This window comes from Myxacorys sp. (assembly GCF_059501405.1).
In genome coordinates this window covers 29,117-49,696 of record NZ_JCACCM010000198.1, presented here as the reverse complement: position 1 = coordinate 49,696, position 20,580 = coordinate 29,117, and the positions used below count along the sequence as shown (strand labels likewise).

19 protein-coding genes and 1 pseudogene are annotated in these 20,580 nt (G+C 44.2%); 5 read left to right on the top strand and 15 right to left on the bottom strand.

What is annotated here, in order from left to right:
• Positions 1–90 precede the first annotated feature (90 nt).
• From AC5I6P_RS28945 to AC5I6P_RS28935, 3 genes are read right to left on the bottom strand one after another with little or no spacing between them, the layout of a single operon-like run.
• The gene (locus AC5I6P_RS28945) at positions 91–1,149 is read right to left on the bottom strand and encodes a PD-(D/E)XK nuclease family protein (protein WP_495697247.1); all 1,059 of its coding nucleotides are present in this window, start codon (positions 1,147–1,149) and stop codon (positions 91–93) included.
• The gene (locus AC5I6P_RS28940) at positions 1,118–3,397 is read right to left on the bottom strand and encodes a UvrD-helicase domain-containing protein (protein WP_495697246.1); all 2,280 of its coding nucleotides are present in this window, start codon (positions 3,395–3,397) and stop codon (positions 1,118–1,120) included. Before AC5I6P_RS28940 ends, AC5I6P_RS28945 begins: the two co-directional genes overlap by 32 nt.
• A gap of 41 nt (positions 3,398–3,438) precedes the next feature.
• A complete protein-coding gene (locus tag AC5I6P_RS28935; protein WP_495697245.1) occupies positions 3,439–3,675 on the bottom strand; it encodes a hypothetical protein in 237 nt (78 codons plus the stop codon).
• Positions 3,676–3,794: 119 nt separating this feature from the next.
• On the opposite strand from AC5I6P_RS28935, the gene AC5I6P_RS28930 reads away from it, so the two are divergent.
• Positions 3,795–4,889, top strand: a complete 1,095-nt coding sequence (locus AC5I6P_RS28930) for a DNA sulfur modification protein DndB (RefSeq protein WP_495697244.1) — start codon at positions 3,795–3,797, stop codon at positions 4,887–4,889.
• Positions 4,890–4,994: 105 nt separating this feature from the next.
• The gene (locus AC5I6P_RS28925) at positions 4,995–7,154 is read left to right on the top strand and encodes a UvrD-helicase domain-containing protein (protein WP_495697243.1); all 2,160 of its coding nucleotides are present in this window, start codon (positions 4,995–4,997) and stop codon (positions 7,152–7,154) included.
• Between the two features lie 52 nt (positions 7,155–7,206).
• Here AC5I6P_RS28925 and AC5I6P_RS28920 read toward each other — a convergent pair whose 3' ends face one another.
• The gene (locus AC5I6P_RS28920; RefSeq protein ID WP_495697242.1) at positions 7,207–8,124 is read right to left on the bottom strand and encodes a hypothetical protein; all 918 of its coding nucleotides are present in this window, start codon (positions 8,122–8,124) and stop codon (positions 7,207–7,209) included.
• Positions 8,125–8,142: 18 nt separating this feature from the next.
• Here AC5I6P_RS28920 and AC5I6P_RS28915 point away from each other — a divergent pair, with 18 nt between their 5' ends.
• Both AC5I6P_RS28915 and AC5I6P_RS28910 read left to right on the top strand, forming a co-directional pair.
• Positions 8,143–9,324: a hypothetical protein gene (locus AC5I6P_RS28915; RefSeq protein ID WP_495697241.1), complete on the top strand. Its 1,182-nt coding sequence runs from the start codon at positions 8,143–8,145 to the stop codon at positions 9,322–9,324.
• 149 nt (positions 9,325–9,473) lie between these two features.
• Positions 9,474–10,313, top strand: a complete 840-nt coding sequence (locus AC5I6P_RS28910) for a tRNA-guanine transglycosylase (RefSeq protein ID WP_495697240.1) — start codon at positions 9,474–9,476, stop codon at positions 10,311–10,313.
• Here the strand turns inward: AC5I6P_RS28910 and dpdA are convergent.
• The 10 genes from dpdA to AC5I6P_RS28860 all read right to left on the bottom strand — a co-directional run bounded on the left by dpdA (position 10,282) and on the right by AC5I6P_RS28860 (position 18,245).
• Positions 10,282–12,366 (bottom strand): tRNA-guanine transglycosylase DpdA, encoded by a 2,085-nt coding sequence (gene dpdA, locus AC5I6P_RS28905; protein WP_495697239.1) that lies wholly within the window; start codon positions 12,364–12,366, stop codon positions 10,282–10,284. The genes AC5I6P_RS28910 and dpdA overlap by 32 nt on opposite strands.
• Positions 12,366–12,578, bottom strand: coding sequence for a 7-cyano-7-deazaguanine synthase (locus AC5I6P_RS28900; RefSeq protein ID WP_495697238.1), 213 nt, complete (start codon positions 12,576–12,578; stop codon positions 12,366–12,368). Before AC5I6P_RS28900 ends, dpdA begins: the two co-directional genes overlap by 1 nt.
• 65 nt (positions 12,579–12,643) lie before the next feature.
• Positions 12,644–13,042, bottom strand: a complete 399-nt coding sequence (locus AC5I6P_RS28895) for a 7-cyano-7-deazaguanine synthase (RefSeq protein ID WP_495697237.1) — start codon at positions 13,040–13,042, stop codon at positions 12,644–12,646.
• Between the two features lie 41 nt (positions 13,043–13,083).
• Entirely contained in the window at positions 13,084–13,437 is a 354-nt protein-coding gene (locus AC5I6P_RS28890) for a 7-cyano-7-deazaguanine synthase (RefSeq protein WP_495697236.1), read from the bottom strand.
• A 209-nt stretch (positions 13,438–13,646) separates the two neighbouring features.
• Positions 13,647–14,087, bottom strand: a complete 441-nt coding sequence (locus AC5I6P_RS28885; protein WP_495697235.1) for a 7-carboxy-7-deazaguanine synthase QueE — start codon at positions 14,085–14,087, stop codon at positions 13,647–13,649.
• A gap of 11 nt (positions 14,088–14,098) precedes the next feature.
• Entirely contained in the window at positions 14,099–14,488 is a 390-nt protein-coding gene (locus AC5I6P_RS28880) for a 6-pyruvoyl trahydropterin synthase family protein (protein WP_495697234.1), read from the bottom strand.
• Positions 14,489–14,627: 139 nt separating this feature from the next.
• Positions 14,628–16,565 carry a TnsD family transposase gene (locus AC5I6P_RS28875; protein WP_495697233.1) on the bottom strand — a complete coding sequence of 646 codons (1,938 nt, stop codon included), beginning with the start codon at positions 16,563–16,565 and terminating at the stop codon, positions 14,628–14,630.
• Between the two features lie 61 nt (positions 16,566–16,626).
• Complete coding sequence (locus AC5I6P_RS28870) at positions 16,627–17,310, bottom strand: hypothetical protein (RefSeq protein ID WP_495697232.1); 684 nt, start codon at positions 17,308–17,310, stop codon at positions 16,627–16,629.
• Entirely contained in the window at positions 17,307–17,732 is a 426-nt protein-coding gene (locus AC5I6P_RS28865) for a hypothetical protein (protein WP_495697231.1), read from the bottom strand. The genes AC5I6P_RS28870 and AC5I6P_RS28865 overlap by 4 nt, the downstream gene beginning before the upstream one ends.
• Positions 17,733–17,981: 249 nt before the next feature.
• The gene (locus tag AC5I6P_RS28860; protein ID WP_495697230.1) at positions 17,982–18,245 is read right to left on the bottom strand and encodes a hypothetical protein; all 264 of its coding nucleotides are present in this window, start codon (positions 18,243–18,245) and stop codon (positions 17,982–17,984) included.
• Positions 18,246–18,321: 76 nt separating this feature from the next.
• On the opposite strand from AC5I6P_RS28860, the pseudogene AC5I6P_RS28855 reads away from it, so the two are divergent.
• A pseudogene (locus AC5I6P_RS28855) lies at positions 18,322–19,155 on the top strand (IS5 family transposase).
• 109 nt (positions 19,156–19,264) lie between these two features.
• Here the strand turns inward: AC5I6P_RS28855 and AC5I6P_RS28850 are convergent.
• On the bottom strand, positions 19,265–20,580 hold a 1,316-nt coding region (locus AC5I6P_RS28850; protein WP_495697229.1), incomplete at its 5' end, for an S-layer homology domain-containing protein.

Sequence of the window (20,580 nt, the reverse complement as noted above, 5' to 3'; positions counted from 1 at the left end):
CAGGATATTTATACATGAGCATTGAAATTTCAAGATTAGAGTTGTCTGACTTAAAGAAGTTAAAACACCCTCGACAAATAATGCGATCAGCTAAGGATATCTCAGTTTGACTCCCTTTCCACCATTTGGAGTATTGCAATCCCAACGAAGATCACAAATTGCACAATCCTTTTCACTAATATCACCGGGTATAGCTGATTGCCAGTTTCCAGTAACACGTGCTTGCTCAATCTGCATTACGGTCTTAGCAAATTCAATTACTGCATTATCAATTTCAGTTGGAAGAATACTAACTTCAATAAGAGCATTTACTGGTTGCTTTGAGGGACATGTAGGACCATCTAACTCGTTTAGAAAATACAGAATTGCTCTCCGTGGTAAAACTCCATGTTTAAGTTCATACAACTTGGCATAAACTCTCATTTGGAACTCATAATTTTCTAGATCCTTAGGATTTAAGCCAACCCTTGTACTACCTTTGTAGTCCCACATTTCGTAGTCCTCGGGAACTCCAGCTGAAGTCGTAGGGTCCACAAGCAAATCAACTACACCATGCAAAATATGATTAGTTCTATCTGCCTGCAACCTATGTTCTGTGTCTATGACTCGTGGATAAAGAACTGGTCCTTCTAATGCATTGAAATACTGGAGAATTCGTACAACTTGCAACCGATTATCCGATTTAATGGCTCGAATTCCTCTACTCTTTAAGCCATTTTCTACCTCAACAAAATATTTGACAATATCACTTGGAGGTGTAGGAGGAGCAGTACTCAATTTTTCAGCAATTCTTAGTTCATCAAAATAATCAAGAATATCTTGATCACCAAGGATTTTGCCATTATCAGGTAGTAAACCCTTTGTTGCAGGATCAATAATACCGTGAAAATGAGAATGGCAACGGTCTAAAACTTGGTGCAGAGTAGTCCCAAAATATGTTTGTGTTTGGTAAGCAGGAGCATATTTGTGTACGTTAAAAGTTCCATACTGACGGGCACACCGCCGAAACGGAACAATATCTTGCGTAATGCTATACCGCCGTTTCACTGGTGGAGTAGTTGGCAAAGGGACGGAGATACCACTGAATGGTTTTTTCATGATCAGTAATTGTTGAGTTCTATATGGCAACAGTATTTCGTCGGAATTCAACGTGGTCACGACCAGGAACCGGAACACGCTTTAAATTTTTCTTACTATTGACTTGATCAGGCGTAGCCACCAAAATTAAGCCATTCTTGGCACGTGAATAAGCAACGTACAAAAGCCGAATAGTATCTTCTATGACAAGTAATTCTGGATCTCTTACATTTCTTGGGTATAATCCTTGTCTAAAATTTGCTAAATCTGTCTCAAGAATTTGTGCTGACCCAATTCTTCCACTATCTCCTAGCTGAGCAACAAGAACAAAGGGGAATTCTAAACCCTTTGCTTGATGAATAGTCATTATCGGAAGATATCCCTGAGGAACAATTACATCCTCATCTTCATCGTCATCAATTCCTGTCTCAATAAGGTAACTTACAAACATATCATAGAAACGATAGAGAAATGTTGGATCTACATCAATTCCAGACTTATTTCTCCGTAAGCTATCTAAACTCATGCTGTGGTAGCCCTCAAAAAGACGAGTGACTTTAGATAATCTTAAATTCCTTGATGGGTCTTGACGCCACAAAGAGAAAGGCTCTCTTGAGAGAATCCGATAGATAATTTCTAGTAGATTAAGACCAATGAAAGTTTGCGTGCTTGCCGCGCATATTTTGGGTAATTCTACGTTACTACTGCATATGTAATCTTCAAGGAGGGCTGTTGGTATTGTGGGATCATTCAAGACACTTCGAAGAGTATTTAACCAATCTTGAATAGGTTTAACCCATAATCGAGACTCACCTTTTTGATCCTTATAAGATGCAAAAGAATGTTTTTTATCAATAATTTCTACTAGTGCTGCAAGTAAGCATTGAACCTCCTCACTCTCCATAAATGACTTTGAGCGTGGATTATAAATAGGAATATTGTTCTCTTTAAACGCTGTAATAAATGGACCTGCATTACCCGGCGAATCTTGAGTACTGCGTAGTAATAGAACACATTGACTTAAATCAGCAATAACATTGTCAGCTACCAGGTGATCTCTAATTAACTGAACAACAGCCTCAGGCAAATCTTCTGCTTTCTTTCGAGTTAACCAGGTAACAGCAGGATAATTACCTTGAATAGAAGATGCAGGCTCTACTAAATCTTTGCCAGGAGCGCGAACTCCTGGAGCAGCCATTTCAGAAAAAGATGTTATGTAATTATTAAAAAAATCAACAATTCTTGAGTGAGACCGATAGTTACGCTTCAGCTGGATTGGATAGGGTGTTTTGGCAAAAGTAGTTTGACAAGCCTTATCGAAATTAACCATGCAAGCAACGTTAGCTCCACGGAAGCGATATAAAGCTTGATCATCATCACCAACGACAGTAATGTTATGAGGCTGTTTATGAGAAAGCGCAAGATAAATTCGCTCTTGAATAGGATTGGTATCTTGATACTCATCAACCAGAACATGCTGCAGTGGCACTTGATTCAAACCATCACCATCTAAAAAACGCTTTCCCCCAGATGAGGTAAGAAATTCCAGAAATCGAGCTTGCAGATGTGCAAAGTCGCAACGATAGTTATCCTGCAGGGCTTCAATGTATTGTTGATAAAACTTTACTAAAGTCGCCCAATGCCCTCCAGCCTGGAGCATCTTCGTCAAATCAATACAGTCATCAACAATATGGTTGAACAAGACAACGGCTGCTTTTACACGCTTCCACTTACTAGGTGAGAATTTGGCGTTCTGATGCCATTTAGGTACTGCGTGATGGAAGTATCTCCAAAAATCCAGATTCTTGTATTCTGAAATATCTGCAGTACGGTAAGTGAAAAGATCCTGCTCTACTTTGTCAAGTAAACGAACATTTTGATAGGGAGGATAACGATATTCCTGAAGAATATCATTGCAGAGGCTGTGAAGGGTTCCTATTCTTATATCTGACAAATCTACATTTTTAAGGCTAGAATCAAAAGCCTGAAGAACACTTAGATAGCTTGACAAACGATCTTCTAGATTTTGTGCTGCGGGTTTAGTAAATGTAGTGAGTGCTATAGAACGAGGCGCTACACCGTTTACACAAAGTAGTTTTAAGGTTCGTGTAACTAAGACTTCACTTTTACCAGAACCTGGACCAGCAAGAAGCCATAAGGGTCCCCCGCTATACTCAACTGCCTCTTTCTGTTTCGAGTCTAAATCGTAGCCTCGAGCACTTTGTTGAGCAAGACATGTGTGAAAAGTAATTAAGTCTATCATTGAAATATGTAGCTTTTGCGACTGTTTTTTCTGAAGCGTTACGTTTGCAGGAAGCAATGCTCAGATTTTTGAAGGGGCTGCTATTTTTTGGCTTTGCTCTAACTAATCTCTCGTCTACCCATTCGTTTACGAGATTTCTTTCGGTGCTCTAATAACTCATCTAGTAATTCAGATTGCTTATCAAGCTCCTCCCAGTCCCTAATGAAGCGTTTTAGAGCAACGTTGACCATGTCTTGGGTCGTGGGAGCAGCACTTTGATACTGCTGTTCCAGAGGCAGCCTAATTTTGCGTAATGTTTCATAAAGGTCATCCGGCACACGGACTGTTGATGGCAAGGGGAAGTTACCTGAGTTAGGGACTTCCGCATTTTATTCGTCTTGACAAAAGCTTTGCTACCATGTATGCAAGCATACAGGTTTGGAAATATAGTATTTTACTTTGAGAGGAAAATTGCATGGAGCTTGTACTCCCCGCTGTAGCAGTTCGACGCGGTCCCGAAGGGAATCAAATCAGTTACGTAGCGAGCTTTACATTTGGTGACATTGCTCGGTTACTAGATGATGGACGGCTGTACGTGCCGAACCAACCTGACCTACCTGACTTTGCTCAACGGAAACCGAATCCTGTTCGGATTAAAGCGATCGCCCAATACATCCTGGAAACCTACAGGGAAGGCACAACCTTCTTCCCTCCAATCTGCGTCAACGTACAACCACCGCCAACCTATCGAAACGGAAACGTCTACTTGCCTTATCACTCAGTAACGTTGCGCTTGACTGACGGGCAACACCGTTGCTTTGGCATACGCCAAGCCATCCAGGACATTCAAACCCAAGATCTCATGAACCTTGGAATGCTCTCAAACCTGGAGTTGGGTGCTTTACTCTACTCTGGGCTACGTCTTGACTTGGAGCGTCAGGCATTCCGGGATCAAAACTTACTAGCACAAAGGCCAGGAACCTCTTTAGCCTATTTGTTCGACAAGCGATCGCCTAGTGTCCTAATTGCGAAGAGCTTAATGGAGCGAGTTGCTCAGTTTCAGGGCAACGTCGAAACCATTGAAAACGGGTTAGGTCAGCACAATCCCAAGCTAATGACCCTGTCTACATTAGTTATGGCAACACAGCATATGTTTCCAAACTTACGGTCAAAAAAGGATTTAGAAGAACGTACCGACTGGGCTGTAGCATTCTGGATCGCTGCAGGAAGCAACTTCTTCAATGAACTCTGGGCACTAACAAGTGTGCAGGAGCGCAAACGTCAGCGTGAGCAGTCGGTAGCTGTGAGTGCTATCGTATTTCAGGCATTAGGCTTATTGGCACGGGATTTGTATCTGGAGGGAGTTTCAGGGGAAGATCTGCACAAGTGGTTAGTGAAACTAGGTGAGATAGACTGGCGACGCGAGAACAATTTCTGGTTAGAGCGAGGAGTGACGCAGGTAGGGGCACAGGGCAACCCAATTTTGCCTAACACGAGAACTACTATTGATGCTTGTCATCGTGTACTTCGTGAATTTGTAGGCATCATTCCACTTTCCTCCACTTGTTAGCCTAATCGCAACTAGAAAGATTCCTTATTTTTGCTACTGGGATCTGTTATCTCACACCTGATAAAGGGAATTCTACTAGTAAAGTGTTTTGCTAGGAATATTGTGATGCCTGAAGCTACTGATGTTCGTAAACTTGCCAGAGCTTGCATTACAAGAATCTCAAAGACGCTTATAGCCGAGCGAAGGGAACGGATCCTACCAGAATTTAGGTTAGATAGTTTTCAACAGCGCGTGGTTGATTCACAAGCCAGGTTCATGCGCGTAGTTGCACCTGCTGGCTCTGGCAAAACACGCACTCTAATTGCTAAAGCGATTAACGTTCTCGATGCCAACGACAATTCTCGTGTTCTTTGTCTAACCTTCACAAATGCAGCCGCGAATGAGTTTCGAGAGCGGGCTAGTAAACTACATACCTCTTTGGCAAATCGTTTACAAGTATCAACTTTGAATGCTTTTGGTTACGACACGCTTAAAGTTACAAATGAATCTTTAAAAGTTGTTTCCCCAAGCAACAAAATTATTGGAGTTGCTTACGGAGTAATAAAGAAACTCATGCCTGAAAGTTCTATTTGGGGGGGTGAGACTCAACCTCAGTTCTATGCTCCAATATTAGAACTTGCTGATATGACGAAAAGCCTTGGCTTTGATCACCTAGCTGATAGGAGCGAGGCTCAGGAACAGTACAGTTTTGTAGAAGCACTCGATATGGTGCCACTTCTGCAAAATCTGATGGCAGAAATTGGAATTGAAGATAGCCCCAAGACTGCATTCACTAGCACATGGTTTCCCTTTTGGAAGAAGCTAACTGAGAAGCTTTGGAAATCAAATTTAATCACGCTTGATGATCAAAAATATTGGGCACTAAATAGGCTTGCAAATCACGGTGGCACACAACAATGGCTATGTGGCAAAAGATTTTCCCACATTTTAGTTGATGAGTTCCAAGATATTAATATCCTAGATCTTTTTCTTATTTCGCAAATTGCCCTGGTTACAGAAGCTTCACTGATTATTGTAGGAGATGACGATCAATGCATCTACGAATGGCGCGGTTGTACTTCGTTATTCATTCAGCGTCCGGATCTCTTTTTCGAGTCAGTCTTAGGAGACCAAGAATTTGAAACTGTGTTACTCAAACGAAACTATCGGTGTCCCCACAATATCGTAATTCACTCAAAGCATCTCATTAATACTAATCAAGATCGAATTGAAAAAGACACAGTACCTATGCGTGAGGATGATGCCGACATTCGTATTATTCCTCTGCCAGCAGCTTACATGACTATGAATGTTGTTGATGAACTTGCCGCTTTTTTAGCTGACAAACACCCTCAACACACAGTAGCTATTGTCGGACGCAAGAAATGCCAACTCATACCTATACAAATTTTGTTAACTCGACGGGGTACAAAATTCGCGATCGATACTGATCTAAACGTCTTTGGCGGCAAAGCTTTTCAAGATTTCCGAAAGTTTATGGAGTTTCCTAAAATATACACTCAAGCTAGACAAACCTCAAAAAATGTTGAAGATCTTTTGGCGTTACTAAATAGAATTAAGAAAACACCCGTAAGCAAACAGGAAAATCAAGAAATCCATAAATGGTTAAGCGAGAAGAAGCCTAAGACACTTCAAGAAGCAGTAATAAAGTTTAGTGAATATCCTGGAAAGTTTAAGAGAGGATTTGTTCAACCAAAAGAAGTTACTTCTGATTTAATATTCTTTCTTGAAAGTACTTCTGTTGTGGCATCCTTGTACCGAGCTGGCGATGTGTTCAAGGGATTTCAGAAAGATTTTGTGAAATCAAAGGAAGATATTTTTTACTCTGATCCTCCGTTTAGTCATCTTGCTGATTTAGCTGTTAACTACGACAATGATTTTGATGCATTTTTAAGTGACATAGATCGTGCAATTGAGAGAGCTGCTGGTGCTGATCCTCGCGGCGCTAAAATCGAACTTATGACTGCTCTTCGAACTAAGGGTAGGGAATTCGACACAGTTATTGTTCTCGATGTTAATGATGGTATTTGGCCTAATAAGAAGTCTCAAGAAGAAGGACGGCTAGAAGAAGAACGCCGCTTATTTTACGTTACTGTTACACGCACTAAGAATAATCTTTTACTTTTTGAGAGTGGTAGAGTTCAGGGACAACGTATGGCAGCTTCACCCTTTATCCAGGAAATGGCACTCCCCACTAGTGCTTGGCTGTCTGATCCTCAGTTAGAGAGACTTTCACATGAGCTTTTAGCACAGTTAAAGATATAAACATACCACCATCCCCTACTTGTAGATAAGCTTGAGTATAACTAGTAATCAACTAACTAATTGAAGAGCTAACGACCTCCTGAAGAGCATTTCGATGTCCAAATCTTTGGTAGTCGTAGCGGGCATCCCACCAAAGCCAGTTAGTTGAATCTGCCCAAACGTTATGCTTTTTAAGTACTTCAAGGCGAGTGAGGGCCAGTCCTCCCAGTACGAGGTCGGGACGGCTCCAAGTGAGGAGATCGTCAAGTTGCTCATTAGAAAGCCCAAATTTTAAGCCGGTTGGCATACTGGGATCTGACTTGAGCAGGCCACCAAGGGCAATGTATTGGTAGCCGATGTTGCGATATTCACTGATGAGCGATGATAAAAAGCTTCGAGGGGAGTTGTAGTGAGGAGGCAGTGCATCTTTCTGAGGAATGGGTTGACGGTTTTGCCACTTATAGAGGGCATCACCCACCTGCACTACTCCAATTAGCTTGAATTCTCTAGGTCTCTGAGAGTATTCCTGCCATGCCAGACGGGCTAAGTGTAAAGATAGTAAAGGTTCACCAAATACATCAGGAGCAAGAACATAATCAGGGGAGACTTCTATGCACTGAGCAAAAAAGTTCTTAATGTTCTGCATCAATTTTTCTCTGCCAGCTAAAGCTTCTCCATGCACCCAACGCCCATTTTTGTATTCTGCGTAATTTTCCACATACCAGGTAGAGCCTCTCTTCTCAAAAACATCACTGTCTAAGAAAAAGGGCTTCCCTGTGTCGCGGACACTTCTAAGAAAGTTTTTTGAACAAGATGAAAGAGGAGCCAGAATCCCAAATTCACCATCTATCTCCTTAGCTTTTCTTAATAAACCAAACCAATCCATAGCTAAAACAGGAAAAAATTCCCTTTCATCGACAAGACAGACTAGTATGGCGTGCCACAATATGTCAGGTAGCGAAATGTACCATAGCAAGAGAAAATTACACATCGTTCCTGTTATACATATATGAGGGAAGAGGATGTTCTTCTAAAAACACATAGTTTTCTTAAGGCGCAAGGATTAAACGGGCAGTCTATAGTTCGTCTTTATACTGATGCGCATCATACCTTGTTGAAGAATCAAAAACTTCAACCGTTCCAAAGATTCACATTAAACATGGGAGACTTTGTACTTCATCCAGATTTAGTGGGTCAATTAGATGATGGTGAGTCGATATTTGCTCTAGAGGCTAAAGGGGCTGTCGGTACTAGTGAGTTAGTAAGGGGGCTAGCACAAGCTGAGCTATATCAGTCAGGATTCCACTATTCATTTTTAGCTACAGTAGTAAATGGTTTAGGAGAAAACTTACTGCAATTCGCTCGCCGTAAAAATATAGGAGTTATTGCAGTGAGCGAGGATGTAAAAATTTTAAATTTTCCAGAAGCACAGATGCCGTTTCGGAAAATCTTCCAAAGTATCGCACGGCAGATGGAAACGGTTATTCAGATTACAGAACAGCAAACTTTTCAGTATAATGCTCCCACTCATTATATGGTCTGGTCAGTAATATTAGAGCCACATATTGAATATGAAATAAGTGGAATTTCTAAGCTTCTAGAAAATTACCCTATACCCGAAGGCAAAAATAAAGATGGTTGGAAAGCGACCTTAGCAGGAGCAAGGAAATTAGGAATCGTCAATCGTTCGGGAAATTTAATTAAGTTAACACCTATTGGTGAAGCTATTAAAGATATTCTAAGAACAAATTTAGATGAATGGATAGATGTACATGAAAAGGCTGGAGGTAAGAGAAGAAAGTACTATCTATTTGAGTATAAACCTCAAGCGGCTGCCTGTCTTCGCTTATTGCTTCTTCAAGAGCCAATACTCAATCTAGTAATAGAGGGGCTGAAAAAATTTCCAAACTTTTCAACTACCTTTTCTGAGCTGGCAGTAGTCTGTGATGGGCTAGATCATGCTAGAGCACCTATTTTCTTCCTTAAACCAGAGGCTCTGGAATCATTAATCGATAGTAATGGACATATTGATTGGGATAAAACTGAGCCTAGAAATTATCGGGGTAGGATGTTCTTTCAATACAAAAGAATTCTCCAACATGCTGGAGTCATAAAGCCTGATGTTTTAGGTGGTAGTAGCGTCAAAGAATATGAGAAAAATATAAGCAGAGACATTTGGACATTAATTTGAAGCCTTTATATTTTCTTCCATGGTGGCCATCTGACTATATTTGGAAGGAGTGGAACACTTCATTTGATATGGGTAGGATGACCGGATGGACGAAGACATATTTGTGGGAAGTACTACCTAATCTAATTGATGGAATTGTTGTGTCTCGAATGGCTGTTTCTCTGAGACAAATCAAGTTACTTCGGCAAAAACTTCGCTTTACCGGAGTAATTTTAGGAGACTCTGGAGCGCATTCTTATCGAAATTATGAGCACCCCCCATTTTCATGTGAAGATGTCTTAGAGTTTTATGCTCAGGGAGATTTTACCTATGGTTTAACCGTTGATATGGTTGCTTCTCCTTGGGTGCGTCCAGGAGGTTTGTCAGACGACGAATTGCAGAGTAGATTAGCGCTAACCATCAATAATGCTGAACGCTGTTTAGAGCTACATGAAAGGTATAATTATCCATTTACTTTATGGGGGGTTGTACAAGGTTGGGATGTCACAAGCTATCGATCGTGTGCTAAAGCTTTGCTCAAACTTGGGTTTACTTATTTGGCGATCGCGGGTCAACGGAAGCTCTCTTTAATCAGGGATGCAATAGATGCTGTTTCAGAAGAAGCACATCAACTTGGCAAGAAGATAAACATTCATGTATTAGGAACAGGAAATCCTAAAATTCTTGAGTTCTATATCCAAAAAGGCATTACTTCATTTGATTCATCAACCTGGTTACGTAAAGCTTGGCTGAGTGAAAAGCATAATTACTTTCTTGTAACCGGAAAACATTATGATGCTTATCGAGCAACAAGAGTTGGATTAGGGGAATTTGATGTAAACAAGTTGAAATGGGATATAGAAATCAACTGCTCTTGCTATTTCTGTCGGAGTCTAGGACAACAAATTCTATTATTTAGAGGACATGAAAGAAATACTCGAAGAGGGTTCCATAATATCTGCCAGTATGTTCAATTGCTCAAAGCACACCGGAAAGATGCTTTAGTCTAGACAGTTGTTCAGAACCTTGGTCAAGGTTCTCTTCTAGAAGAGCTTTGAACCGCTTATAGAAAACATAGGTATTGTGAAAACCTCGCCTACGGTTGCGATCGTTATTTCTAAAAATGACTGTTTCAATGCCCAATTCTTGACATATTAGGCACTTACATGAATTCCAAGGCTTTTCTTTAAGTATTTCTAGATAGAAAGGTTCAAGATCTATAGACTTCTTTGAATCAGTTTTGTTTTCTTGCTCTTCGATCAGCTTGCTGTAGGTCAGTACTGTTTTTAGTGTGGTTTCCAAATCCAGTGTTCCTACATCAAATTGTCTTAAAGCGTCCAGTGCTTCTTGTTCATATCTCTTAAAAGTTTCTAAATCGACAGAACCACTTTCAAGAGCACGCTTTATTTTTAATCCTCGCTCTGTTGGGGGGACTCTGATAGCCATGAAAGTTTTGCTCGATAGAGTGTGATAGTTTTTTGTACCAGATAACCATGCTTGTCTCAGTGGACTTGCTGAGTCAAAACTCGTAACTCCCAAATGCCGAAATACTGGAATTGCCTCAATCCGAGCAACCCCAAACAAATGCAACCGCACATTTGGTTTGAGATGGGGAGAAATTGCCTTCAGGATTGGTACAATCTCCTTTGTTTGTGCACGAGCTAATCCACCTAGTGCCACATAGTCATATCCCATGCCAATTACTTCTTTCACAGCATTGGCATAGGACTCTGGGTTCCACCCTTGAGCCACACCCATTGGAGTAAACGTATATCCTAATTCTCGATGCTTCTTGATAAAGTCTTCAGCATTCTTCAGCGTAATTTCGTACCGTTTTTCCCGTTCGCCTGGTTGAGCAAAGGGACCCACAATCAGATGGTCAATACTCACTCCATAGTTAAATCCCAAATTTTCGTAATACTCTAAAATTTCATCGGTATTGTATGGGGGCACTTCTTCCTTGATGTAACCAAATGCTCCACAATCTCCCATGATTTGCCCCGGAAACCGGATGAAATTGTGGATTCCACCTGCTGCTTCCACCCGTGCCCGTTTTGTTTTGCTCTCATCAACCACGACTTTAGAGACTAAAATTCCGTCGTAGTTCGGTGATGGATAAATCTCGTGAGCATAGATGTCATTATAGGGATCTCGACCTGGCGTGAGAGTATCGGTAAGAAAGCCATAGTTTGGATCTACGCGATCGTCCCACTCTGGAATGTAATATTGCATTCCCAAGTGAACATTAGGTGCTGGCGGGCAGGGAGGAATGGCTAAATAGTCCTCCGTTTGGGGCTTAATAACTTGTTTAGAAGCCTTTTTAGCCGAAGGGATGGACAACCCCAATGTCAACTCTAACTGGGTCTCCTGCTGGTCGATCACTTTCTGAAAGACAGTTGGCTCCTCATAAACCGTTTTTAATAATTCAGCGTCCTTACAGACTGCTTCTGCAAATCGTTTGAACAGAAATCCCTTTAACCCAACCAACCCATAGCGATAACGTTTTGCATCAGTATTGGACAACGGCAATATAAAAGTCTTCGCTGCTAAAGTCCTGATAAATCGAGTACTACTGTTAGATGCCAAAAATACTAACGTCTGGTCTGGTCTGGTTTCGACAGGCAGTGTCAGCGATCGTAGATAGTTCTCTCCTAGCAGTAAGAAAATGAGGTTATAAGGGGTGATCGCTTTCTCAAACGTACTATGCAAGTCGAGGGATCGTGCCCAATCATCTACTTCATTTACCCTCATGTTATTGAAGGTGACCTCATAAGGCGCGATCGCCCAGTTCTCCTCAATTAGCCCATACCCTGCTGACAAAATCGCGACATCAACTGCATCTTGCCCTAAAGCCTGGCGCAACAGTTGCACACCCTCCATCAGTCGAAGGTGCTGCATCCCTGTGTACATTTTTCCAGCGGTACAAAGAAACTCAGCCAATTCTGCTTCCCGTCGCTGAAGATGTTCAGGATCTTTGAAGTCTGCTAGGGTCAGTTGATTCTCAGGCTTAGCACATTTTTCTCCAGTGCAGGATGTAACAACAAGAACACTAGGGTGGGGCATCAAAGCTCCTTACAAATAGCGACCAAATGACTAGGAACCGGAATGGAGGGTTCTAATTCCTGGTTATATAGCTCCCGTCCGATCGGCGTTGCTAAATCCGGTCTGCCTGCTTCGATCAGGGCACGATCGCGAATCCAGCAAGAGTCGCACAACCCACAGGGTTCATCTTCTCCTTGATAACAAGACCAGGTGAGTTGAATGGGTAAACCCAATTATAATACCCGTTGCACAATGTCTACTTTGGAATCCATCACCAGTGGAGCAACGAGCTTAGCCCTCATTTGTCACTCTCGCTAAAGCGAATTCTGAAACCTAGGCTTGGGGCGAGTTTCCTATTTTGAGGGCTCGAAAATGACAAAAGAGCAAAACGGAGATGCAGCAATGCTTTCAGCTTTTGCTCCTGCCAGAGTGACAAATGAGGGTTAGAAGCATTTCCTTCTAGTCCAGCTTTGGAAGAGAGAGTGGCAAGGTGCTGAACAGCGTCCAGATACTCTGGTCGGCAGTCAGGATAGCCGGAGTAGTCCACTGCATTGATCCCCAGATAAATTGCTTCGGCTCCTTTGGCTTCTGCTAGGGAGAGAGCGATCGCCAGAAAGACTGTATTCCGTCCTGGTACATAGGTAATGGAAATGACACCAGGTTTAGCACCGTTAGTAGGCACGTCTATAAAACCCATTTGGGATCTTTTCCCGTGATACTTGGCTTTGAAGGAAGCCGTTACTCTGCGATCAATGGTAGAGCCTTCCTAGCAAAACCGTTTTCTGCCAAAAAATGAAGAAAACCAGCTAGCTGCAAGGCTTGTGATTTCAGGATTAGATCCCAAATGGGTTCTATAGCCTGGTCAGTGAGAGCAGAACCACCCCACTGCGCCAAATTCACATCTACCACAAAATGTTCCTTGATCCCCAAATGCTCAGCCACCCGCTTAGCAGCAATGAGTTCGCGATCGTGCCTTTGTCCGTAGTGGAGCGACAGGGCAATCAATTCGTAACCATCGGTGATCGCTTGAGCAGCAGAGGTTGATGAATCCAGACCACCAGACAATAAAACAATGGCTTTGGAAGCACTCATAGGTTCACTCTTATCGAATATTGGTGAATTTGTAGGTTTGTAAACTGATCCGCCATTCTGGATGGCTGAGAACGTACTCAAAGATGGGTGAGTAGCTATCAGATGTACCCCATTCTGGTTGGAGAAGCCTGACTGCATCGGTTGGAATTTTGGTCGCGTAATCCTCCGCCCATACCAAGTCAGACTGGTTAGCAATTACAACCTTTAGTTCACTTACCTGTGGATAAATGCTTTCGTGCGGAGGCTCGGACTGTAGGGCAGAAGGTAATCCAGTCGAAGCTGCCACTGAAGGGGTGTGCTCCAGAGGTTCCTAGATGCACTCGCAGTCCTGCGACTCTTAACCCCCCATTGCTGAGGGAGGAAAGGTCATGCATCAGGGGTTCGCCACCCGTAATGACAACGATCGCTAGATTGACCGCTTTAGCTTCTGCAATTAGGTCGGCAGTAGGACGTTGAGGATGGCGACGAGCATTCCACGAATGCTTGGTGTCGCAGTAGGGGCAGCCTACGTCACATCCGGCTAGTCGAATAAAAAAGGCGTTCGTGCCTGTCCAGGCTCCCTCACTCTGAACCGAGTGGAAGGTTTCCACCACTGGCAGGACTGTCAAAGCTGTTTTAGAGGTTGAGGGAATGGGAATCAGGCTTGTCATAACGATCGCTCCTAGTCGTCCTCGTACTCAACCCAAGAATTGGGCGTTTCGGACACAGCAACCTTCAACTTCACATCCGACAGCAATTGCTTCTTCGTCTTGTCGTAAATATATTGAGCAATCATCTCGGCAGTGGTTCCATAGCCTTCCGGCAGAACTTCGTTTAGAACCGAATGGTCGAGCCCTCCTTTGAGTAGGTCTTGCTTTGCCCAACGGAGCGTGCGGAAATCAGCAACCATGACAGGATGAGGACAGTACTCGGAGGCATAGAGCTTATTAGAGGTTGCCTCAATTCGAACCTTATAGGTATGCCCATGCATCCGCCCACACGGACCGTTGTAGTCCCGGATGTAGTGAGCAGCATCAAAAGTAAACTCAGTGGTCAGTTTCCAGGTTGGCATTAGGACTCATTCACTAGCTTGCATCTACGGACAAGTGTTTGTTAAATCTACATCTAGAGCTATAAAGATTAAATTTACATCATCTAACACTATTTGTGGAATCAGTAATGTCATGATTTCTATGTAACCGAACGATCCACTAGTTTGGTTCCCCAACAGATAGAGAATCACTGTACATCTCGTAAATCTGAATTTCGATCTCGCTTGCCACGTTCTTCGAATAGTCAGGTTTTAACCCTGCTAACCTCACTACCTTCCACGGTTCAACTCGTTCACCCCGTTGATTGAGCACTTTTGCTGCCCACCTCACCCGTCGAATCTGGTAATCCTCAAGGCTCTCTGTCACTGAATTCAAATAAGCCTGCATCATAGGCATCTGGTCAAGATGTTGTTCGATCAGTGCCAGTTGACCGATCACCTTCGCTACTCTGCTTACGGTAATTCGGATCGGTTTCTCTTCTGCCAGTAATCCCTGTACGGCTTCCTTCACCTGAGCTAGAATTTGCTCGTCCCGTTGCTGCCAGTCTACTCGGTTGTTGATGTAAACAGACTTCTGGACTGGGGGTGAATGCTGGTTGAGCCATTCGCGATCGTACCGATAGAGCCAAGAATAGGTGCTGGGAGCGAATCGGCGGAGGGCTGTTTTGGAAGCGTGGGGGTACTGGGTCTGAAGGATGCTCCACGTATTCCGGTGTTGGGTTCTTAGGCTATCAGACTCACCAGATTGAGCACAGAGAAGTTCTATGGAATCTGATTCCTGCATTTTGGTCTGAGATCTCCACTTTGGAGAAAGTTCGAACCGTTGGACATAGCGATTGACCGTTCTGGGATCAACCTGAAGCTGTTTGGCAGTTTCTCGCAATCCCAGTTGTTCAACTTCTACCAGTTGCCTCAATTTCTGCTGCCATACCGGACCCACCGCTTTGATTTTACCAATGCGACAGGCATCCGCTTCGGTCTGGTCGGGTCCAGTCCGACAGTAGATAAAGCCACAGGAGCAGGAAAAGGTTCCCACAGGCTTTTTTGTGTCGCCGCATAAGCTAATTGACAGATCCGTAACAACAGATTTTAGATAATGCTCTGCGGCAGCATTCAAGCACAACCACGGTCCTACCCCAAAGGGCTTGTAACCGTGATCGCCTCCTAACAGTTCTGCAACGGAGAGTCCCAAAAATCGAATCATCAACAGATGCCGAATAGGATGAAAGACTTTTCGGTGCTTCCGGCCAATGCTGAACAGCCAGTTTTGATCATCCTGGCCATGAACGGTTGAATCTAACGCCTGCAAAATTTCCTGGTTATAGGCAGATAAAAACTGTTTGATCAACGAGCCTTGATGCACTCGTCCTGTCGCGGTTGCCAATCCCCGTTCAATCAGCACAGACACGTATTGCTTGCGAAACCAGTTCAAGTCCTGGGAAGGTAACTCATTCTCTAGTAAAAAATAGGCAACCTGAGCCAAACACTTGAGGACGTTTAAGGCATGCTGGCCGAATATTTTTTCAGGTGGATGGATGCAACAGTTATCAATCCCGGCAGCAATATATTCATGCCGGTTCATGCCTTGAAGCGGGACTGAACTATCCTGAAGAACTTCGGCATGATGAGGGCAAACTAGAGCTCCTGGGGCTTGATGGATGCGATGCCAATACAACTCGCCGTACTTCGCTTGGTCGTCGCTGCTGCACATCGGGCAAAATCGGAAGTACTTGGGGACACGGATCGAACTAGCTCGAATCCCGACCTGGTTATGAATACCTCCTCCTTTCTCAGAGCGCATTGCCTCAAGAATTTGTTGCGATCGATCCTGCGGAAGAAAGGGAGCATAGAAGGGATACAACGTATGGTTCTGAATCAATTTCTCGACGGTCATCTGCGAAATTAATTCCAGCTTTGCAGCTAAAGACTCTAAGTTACAGGGAAGGTCAGCAGTGGCGATCACATTCCTGGAATCAAATAACTCCTGCATTGCGAGTTTTGGACTGGTATGACCACTGCGCAGGTGATAGCGAGCCAGGATGCTGTAGAGCAGTTCGTCTGGGTACGGCTTGGGAAAGAAGCTCAACTGTGAGTACATCTGTAAAGTCAAACAATTTTGTAGCTTGATGGGACAAGCAGCTATTTGCCCTCGCTCAACCTCAGTCCTGCAACGAGGGTTGGTACACCTGTACGGCTAGAACCAACAAAGTCTCCTTAGCCTGCGCGATTAATGCGTCTGATACACCCACGGTCGCTATTAGAATCGTCCCATCATCGTCCAGAAGCAGGCTGAAGGGTTCTATCGAGACTTGATAGGGAAACCATTGTCCCTGCACTGCATAGACCTGTCTCACGCCTTCCAGGTCAAGCGCAAATTCCTCAGCCAAGGGAACAACGATCAAAGACTCGATCGCATTTTGCAGTCCAACTTGCACAATTTCCAAGGGAATCGCAGCCCCATCAGTAATTTTCTCCCGATTGGCCACTCGTTCTGACTGGCGAGACAACGCAAGCTGTTTGCTCAATTCACTCACTTCTTTAGCCGCAAACTTGAGCCCCTTTCGGACGCCTGGCAAGTAGGGGGTGAAATCAAAGCTCAGCCCTGTTTGAGCACCCCATTGGTCGAGCTTGTCCTGGGCGCTTTCCAGCACCTGTTCCAAAAGGACGGACTCGTGTTCCCATTGCATCTGAGCCCGCTGCCGCATCAGGACTCGCGCTAACTCTGCAATCCCAAATTCAATCCCCAAACTATAGGGCTCCCCCTCCTGCTCCATGAGAAACCCAGCCTGCTCTGCCACGCAGTTCAGAATAAACCGCTCCTGGGACAATACCTGGACGCTCATACACTCACCTCGGTGATGGAACAGTGATACTGCGTTTCACTCAGCAATGCGGTTCCCACAACCATTCCGGTTACGGGTCTGGAATCCAGTTCAAAGCAAGCAGAGGTGTAGGCGGACATACGAATCAGTTCGTCTTCGATCACCTGCTGTATTTGGGCCACAGAACCTGTCGTTGCCTTGGCTTCCACCAGATAGGTTTTGCCCTGCCCTCGCATGACAATATCGGGGTAATCATGATTTGGACGCGCCAGCTTGCGGCATCGAAACAACTGCTGGGCAACCAGCCCTGCAATTCCCTCTCCAATTCCTGCAATTGCGCTCTTGCTAGGCGTGATGAGACGGTGTTCCGTGCGGCTGTAGAACAAGGGGGCATAGCCAGGCTCCAGGAAAGCGCCACTGGTGTAGGTGAAGTAGTGCTGCATCTCCTCCTGGGGACGATAATGTAGAGTAATAAAACGGTTGAACAATTTGGTCGTCTGAAAAGTTCATTAATTCGTTCCATTTTTGAATAGCAGAAAAAAATGGTTGGACAATTTACTCTGCTTTCAGCTGGTTCTTGCCCTATTTCTGTAATAAAACGGTTGGACAATTTCTAAAAGCTTTACCACAGCTTGGTTTGAGAACTTCTTAAAGGAGGAAATTTTAGAGAACGAATTGAAGATTACGTTGAGTCACAGGCAGATAACCTCCTGAAGAACTTGTTCACCAATGTGAGGTTTCAACCCGTCTTTCATGACCAAATCTACTTTCAGTTGTAAGAAGTCGCTGAAGTAGTTCTCCAGTTCACAAAATGCGATCGCATAAACGAGTGCTTCCACAGGCTGGGTCGATCGCAGCGCCTCTGAAGTAATCACCAGTTGCTCGACACTTTGGCGAATTTTCACACCGACGCTGGCATCAATAAACTGGTTAGCAACTTCACTGAGTCCTCCCAAAACTTGTTAAACGTGGGATTTTGCCGTAGTTCTAAGAGGACGTTTGAGAAGTAGCAGATTATACTCATTTGCTAGAATGGTAAGGATGAATCGAAAACCTTATGATACTGATGTCTCTGATGCTGAATGGATAATCCTTGAACCACTCATTCCATCATCTCAACCCGGTGGACGTCCACGTTTTAGAGACAGGCGCGAAATTGTAAATGCAGTTTTCTATATTCAGCGTTCTGGCTGTGCTTGGCGCTTACTGCCACATGAGTTTCCCCCCTGGCAAACCGTGTATTACTACTTTCGCACTTGGCGCATTGCGGGTGTGTGGAAAACTCTACTCAAAACCATTCGCGAGCAGGTGTGTCAAGCCATGGGACGAGCCGCAACACCTAGTGCTGGAATCATCAATGCCCAATCGGTCGAAACGACGAAAGCTGGCGGAACAGAACGCGGTTATGACGGGGGTAAAAAAGTCAAAGGGCGCAAGCGTCACCTGTTGGTCGATACCCAAAGATTGGTCCTGAAGGTCAAGGTACTTGCAGCTAACACAGCAGATCAAGAAGGTGCCAAACAACTGCTCAGTGGCATTGGGGCGCAGTTTCCTCGATTGCGATATCTGTGGGTCGATGGTGGCACCACGTTTGTCAGTTGGGTCAAAGAGCAGTTGGGTTGGATGGTGCAGCGCGTGCAACATCCGAATGCTGGGTCCCATCGTCGCATTGTTGGTCCAGGTGTGGAACCTGCGCCGATTGACCGCAGTTTCAAAGTCATTGAGCGCAGATGGGTGGTGGAGCGAACGTATGGCTGACTTGGGCGATATCGACGACTGGGCAAAGACTACGAATATCTGCCTGAAACGTCGGAAGCGTTCATCTACACTACCTCTCTCCGTACACTCCTACGGCGGCTGGCATAATCTGCTACTTCTCAAACGTCCTCTTAACAGCAGTAGCTAGTTGAGCAAGTAGGGGCTTCTACACTCAATTTGAGTATTCACTTCTGACAGTTTCTCGTATAACGGTGTGTTACGGCTTGATTAGGTAGGGAGACTCGATCGCAATCATCTTCCCTTGTTTCACCAGTGCTTGATACATCATGACCGCCGTTTCTGCCCGAGTAGCACTTTGGGTCGGATTAAGTTTTTGAGGATTGGGATAGTTAACGATCAGTTTTTCGGAAGTGGCCGTGGCGACCTGAGCAGCCCAGGTCGGAATCAATTTGCTGTCTTGATAGATGCTTAACGTATTCTCCGAGTTTGTAGGAGTTAACTTTAAGCCACTGACTAATGCTGCGATTACTTGCACCCGTTGCACATCTTCATTGGGTTGAAAGGTGCTCTTCGGAAAGCCTTTAAGAAAATCTTTACTGTACGCTGTTTGAATAGCTTGATAAGCCCAGAAGCTTGGATTAACATCAACAAATTTCGTATCCGAAGGGATGTTGGGTAAATTAAAAACTTTGGCCAGCAGGATGGCATATTCGGCACGGGTCAAATTAGCATCCGGTTGAAAGCTACCATCTCCATAACCAGCAATCAGCTCTTTGGCGGCTAGAGCGCGGATAAATGGACCGGCCCAATGACCGTCAATATCGTTAAACGGTTTGGGAACGATCGTGGTATTTGCAGGAATGGAAACCGTGGTATTTGCAGGAATGGAAAGTGCTTGATCAACCTTATAGTCTCCGTCAACCAGATAGATGTTGCTCCCTGTTTCAGCTTGCCTAATTGCGTGAGGTAAGGTTTGAAAGGGGGCAGCCGGTGTGCCATCGTTAGTATCCTTACCCGTAATCGGATTCACGTAAATCGATTTTTGGGAAAGAGCCGGCTTTGGTTCGGAGATTTTGTGCAGTATTAACAGCGATGGAATCAGGGCAATCGCACCGAGTAAAAGTTTGAATTTGTGCTTTGTGAGAAAATCAAGCAGGGGTTTGAAGCGTGCCGTGTTATGAGGCGGATTTGGCTTAGTAATGCTAGATTGGGCTGCGGTGATCGCTTCATTCACAGCCGCAGTAATGTCAGATTTCGCGGCTATCACAGCATTGTCTTTAGCGATCGTAATGTCAGATTGGGCGATTGTGACTGCACTGTCTTTAACTGTCGCAATGTCAGACTTGGCTGCGGTGATCGCTTTATTCGCAGCCGTAGTAATATCAGATTTCGCGGCTATCACAGCATTGTCTTTAACTATCGCAATGTCAGACTTGGCTGCGGTGATCGCTTCATCCTTCACAGTTGTAATGTCAGATTTCGCGGCTATCACAGCATTGTCTTTAACTGTCGCAATGTCAGACTTGGCTGCGGTGATCGCTTCATCCTTCGCAGTTGTAACTTCAGATTGGG

Bases quoted from the DNA above. Each gene is read 5' to 3' on its own strand.
- AC5I6P_RS28920 (WP_495697242.1), bottom strand. From the start codon at position 8,124: ATGTGTAATTTTCTCTTGCTATGGTACATTTCGCTACCTGACATATTG.
- AC5I6P_RS28890 (WP_495697236.1), bottom strand. From the start codon at position 13,437: ATGAGTGCTTCCAAAGCCATTGTTTTATTGTCTGGTGGTCTGGATTCA.
- AC5I6P_RS28870 (WP_495697232.1), bottom strand. From the start codon at position 17,310: ATGAGCGTCCAGGTATTGTCCCAGGAGCGGTTTATTCTGAACTGCGTG.
- AC5I6P_RS28910 (WP_495697240.1), top strand. From the start codon at position 9,474: ATGGCTGTTTCTCTGAGACAAATCAAGTTACTTCGGCAAAAACTTCGC.
- AC5I6P_RS28885 (WP_495697235.1), bottom strand. From the start codon at position 14,087: ATGACAAGCCTGATTCCCATTCCCTCAACCTCTAAAACAGCTTTGACA.
- AC5I6P_RS28875 (WP_495697233.1), bottom strand. From the start codon at position 16,565: ATGTACTCACAGTTGAGCTTCTTTCCCAAGCCGTACCCAGACGAACTG.
- AC5I6P_RS28915 (WP_495697241.1), top strand. From the start codon at position 8,143: ATGAGGGAAGAGGATGTTCTTCTAAAAACACATAGTTTTCTTAAGGCG.
- AC5I6P_RS28880 (WP_495697234.1), bottom strand. From the start codon at position 14,488: ATGCCAACCTGGAAACTGACCACTGAGTTTACTTTTGATGCTGCTCAC.
- AC5I6P_RS28930 (WP_495697244.1), top strand. From the start codon at position 3,795: ATGGAGCTTGTACTCCCCGCTGTAGCAGTTCGACGCGGTCCCGAAGGG.
- dpdA (WP_495697239.1), bottom strand. From the start codon at position 12,366: ATGCCCCACCCTAGTGTTCTTGTTGTTACATCCTGCACTGGAGAAAAA.
- AC5I6P_RS28865 (WP_495697231.1), bottom strand. From the start codon at position 17,732: ATGCAGCACTACTTCACCTACACCAGTGGCGCTTTCCTGGAGCCTGGC.
- AC5I6P_RS28895 (WP_495697237.1), bottom strand. From the start codon at position 13,042: ATGGGTTTTATAGACGTGCCTACTAACGGTGCTAAACCTGGTGTCATT.
- AC5I6P_RS28925 (WP_495697243.1), top strand. From the start codon at position 4,995: ATGCCTGAAGCTACTGATGTTCGTAAACTTGCCAGAGCTTGCATTACA.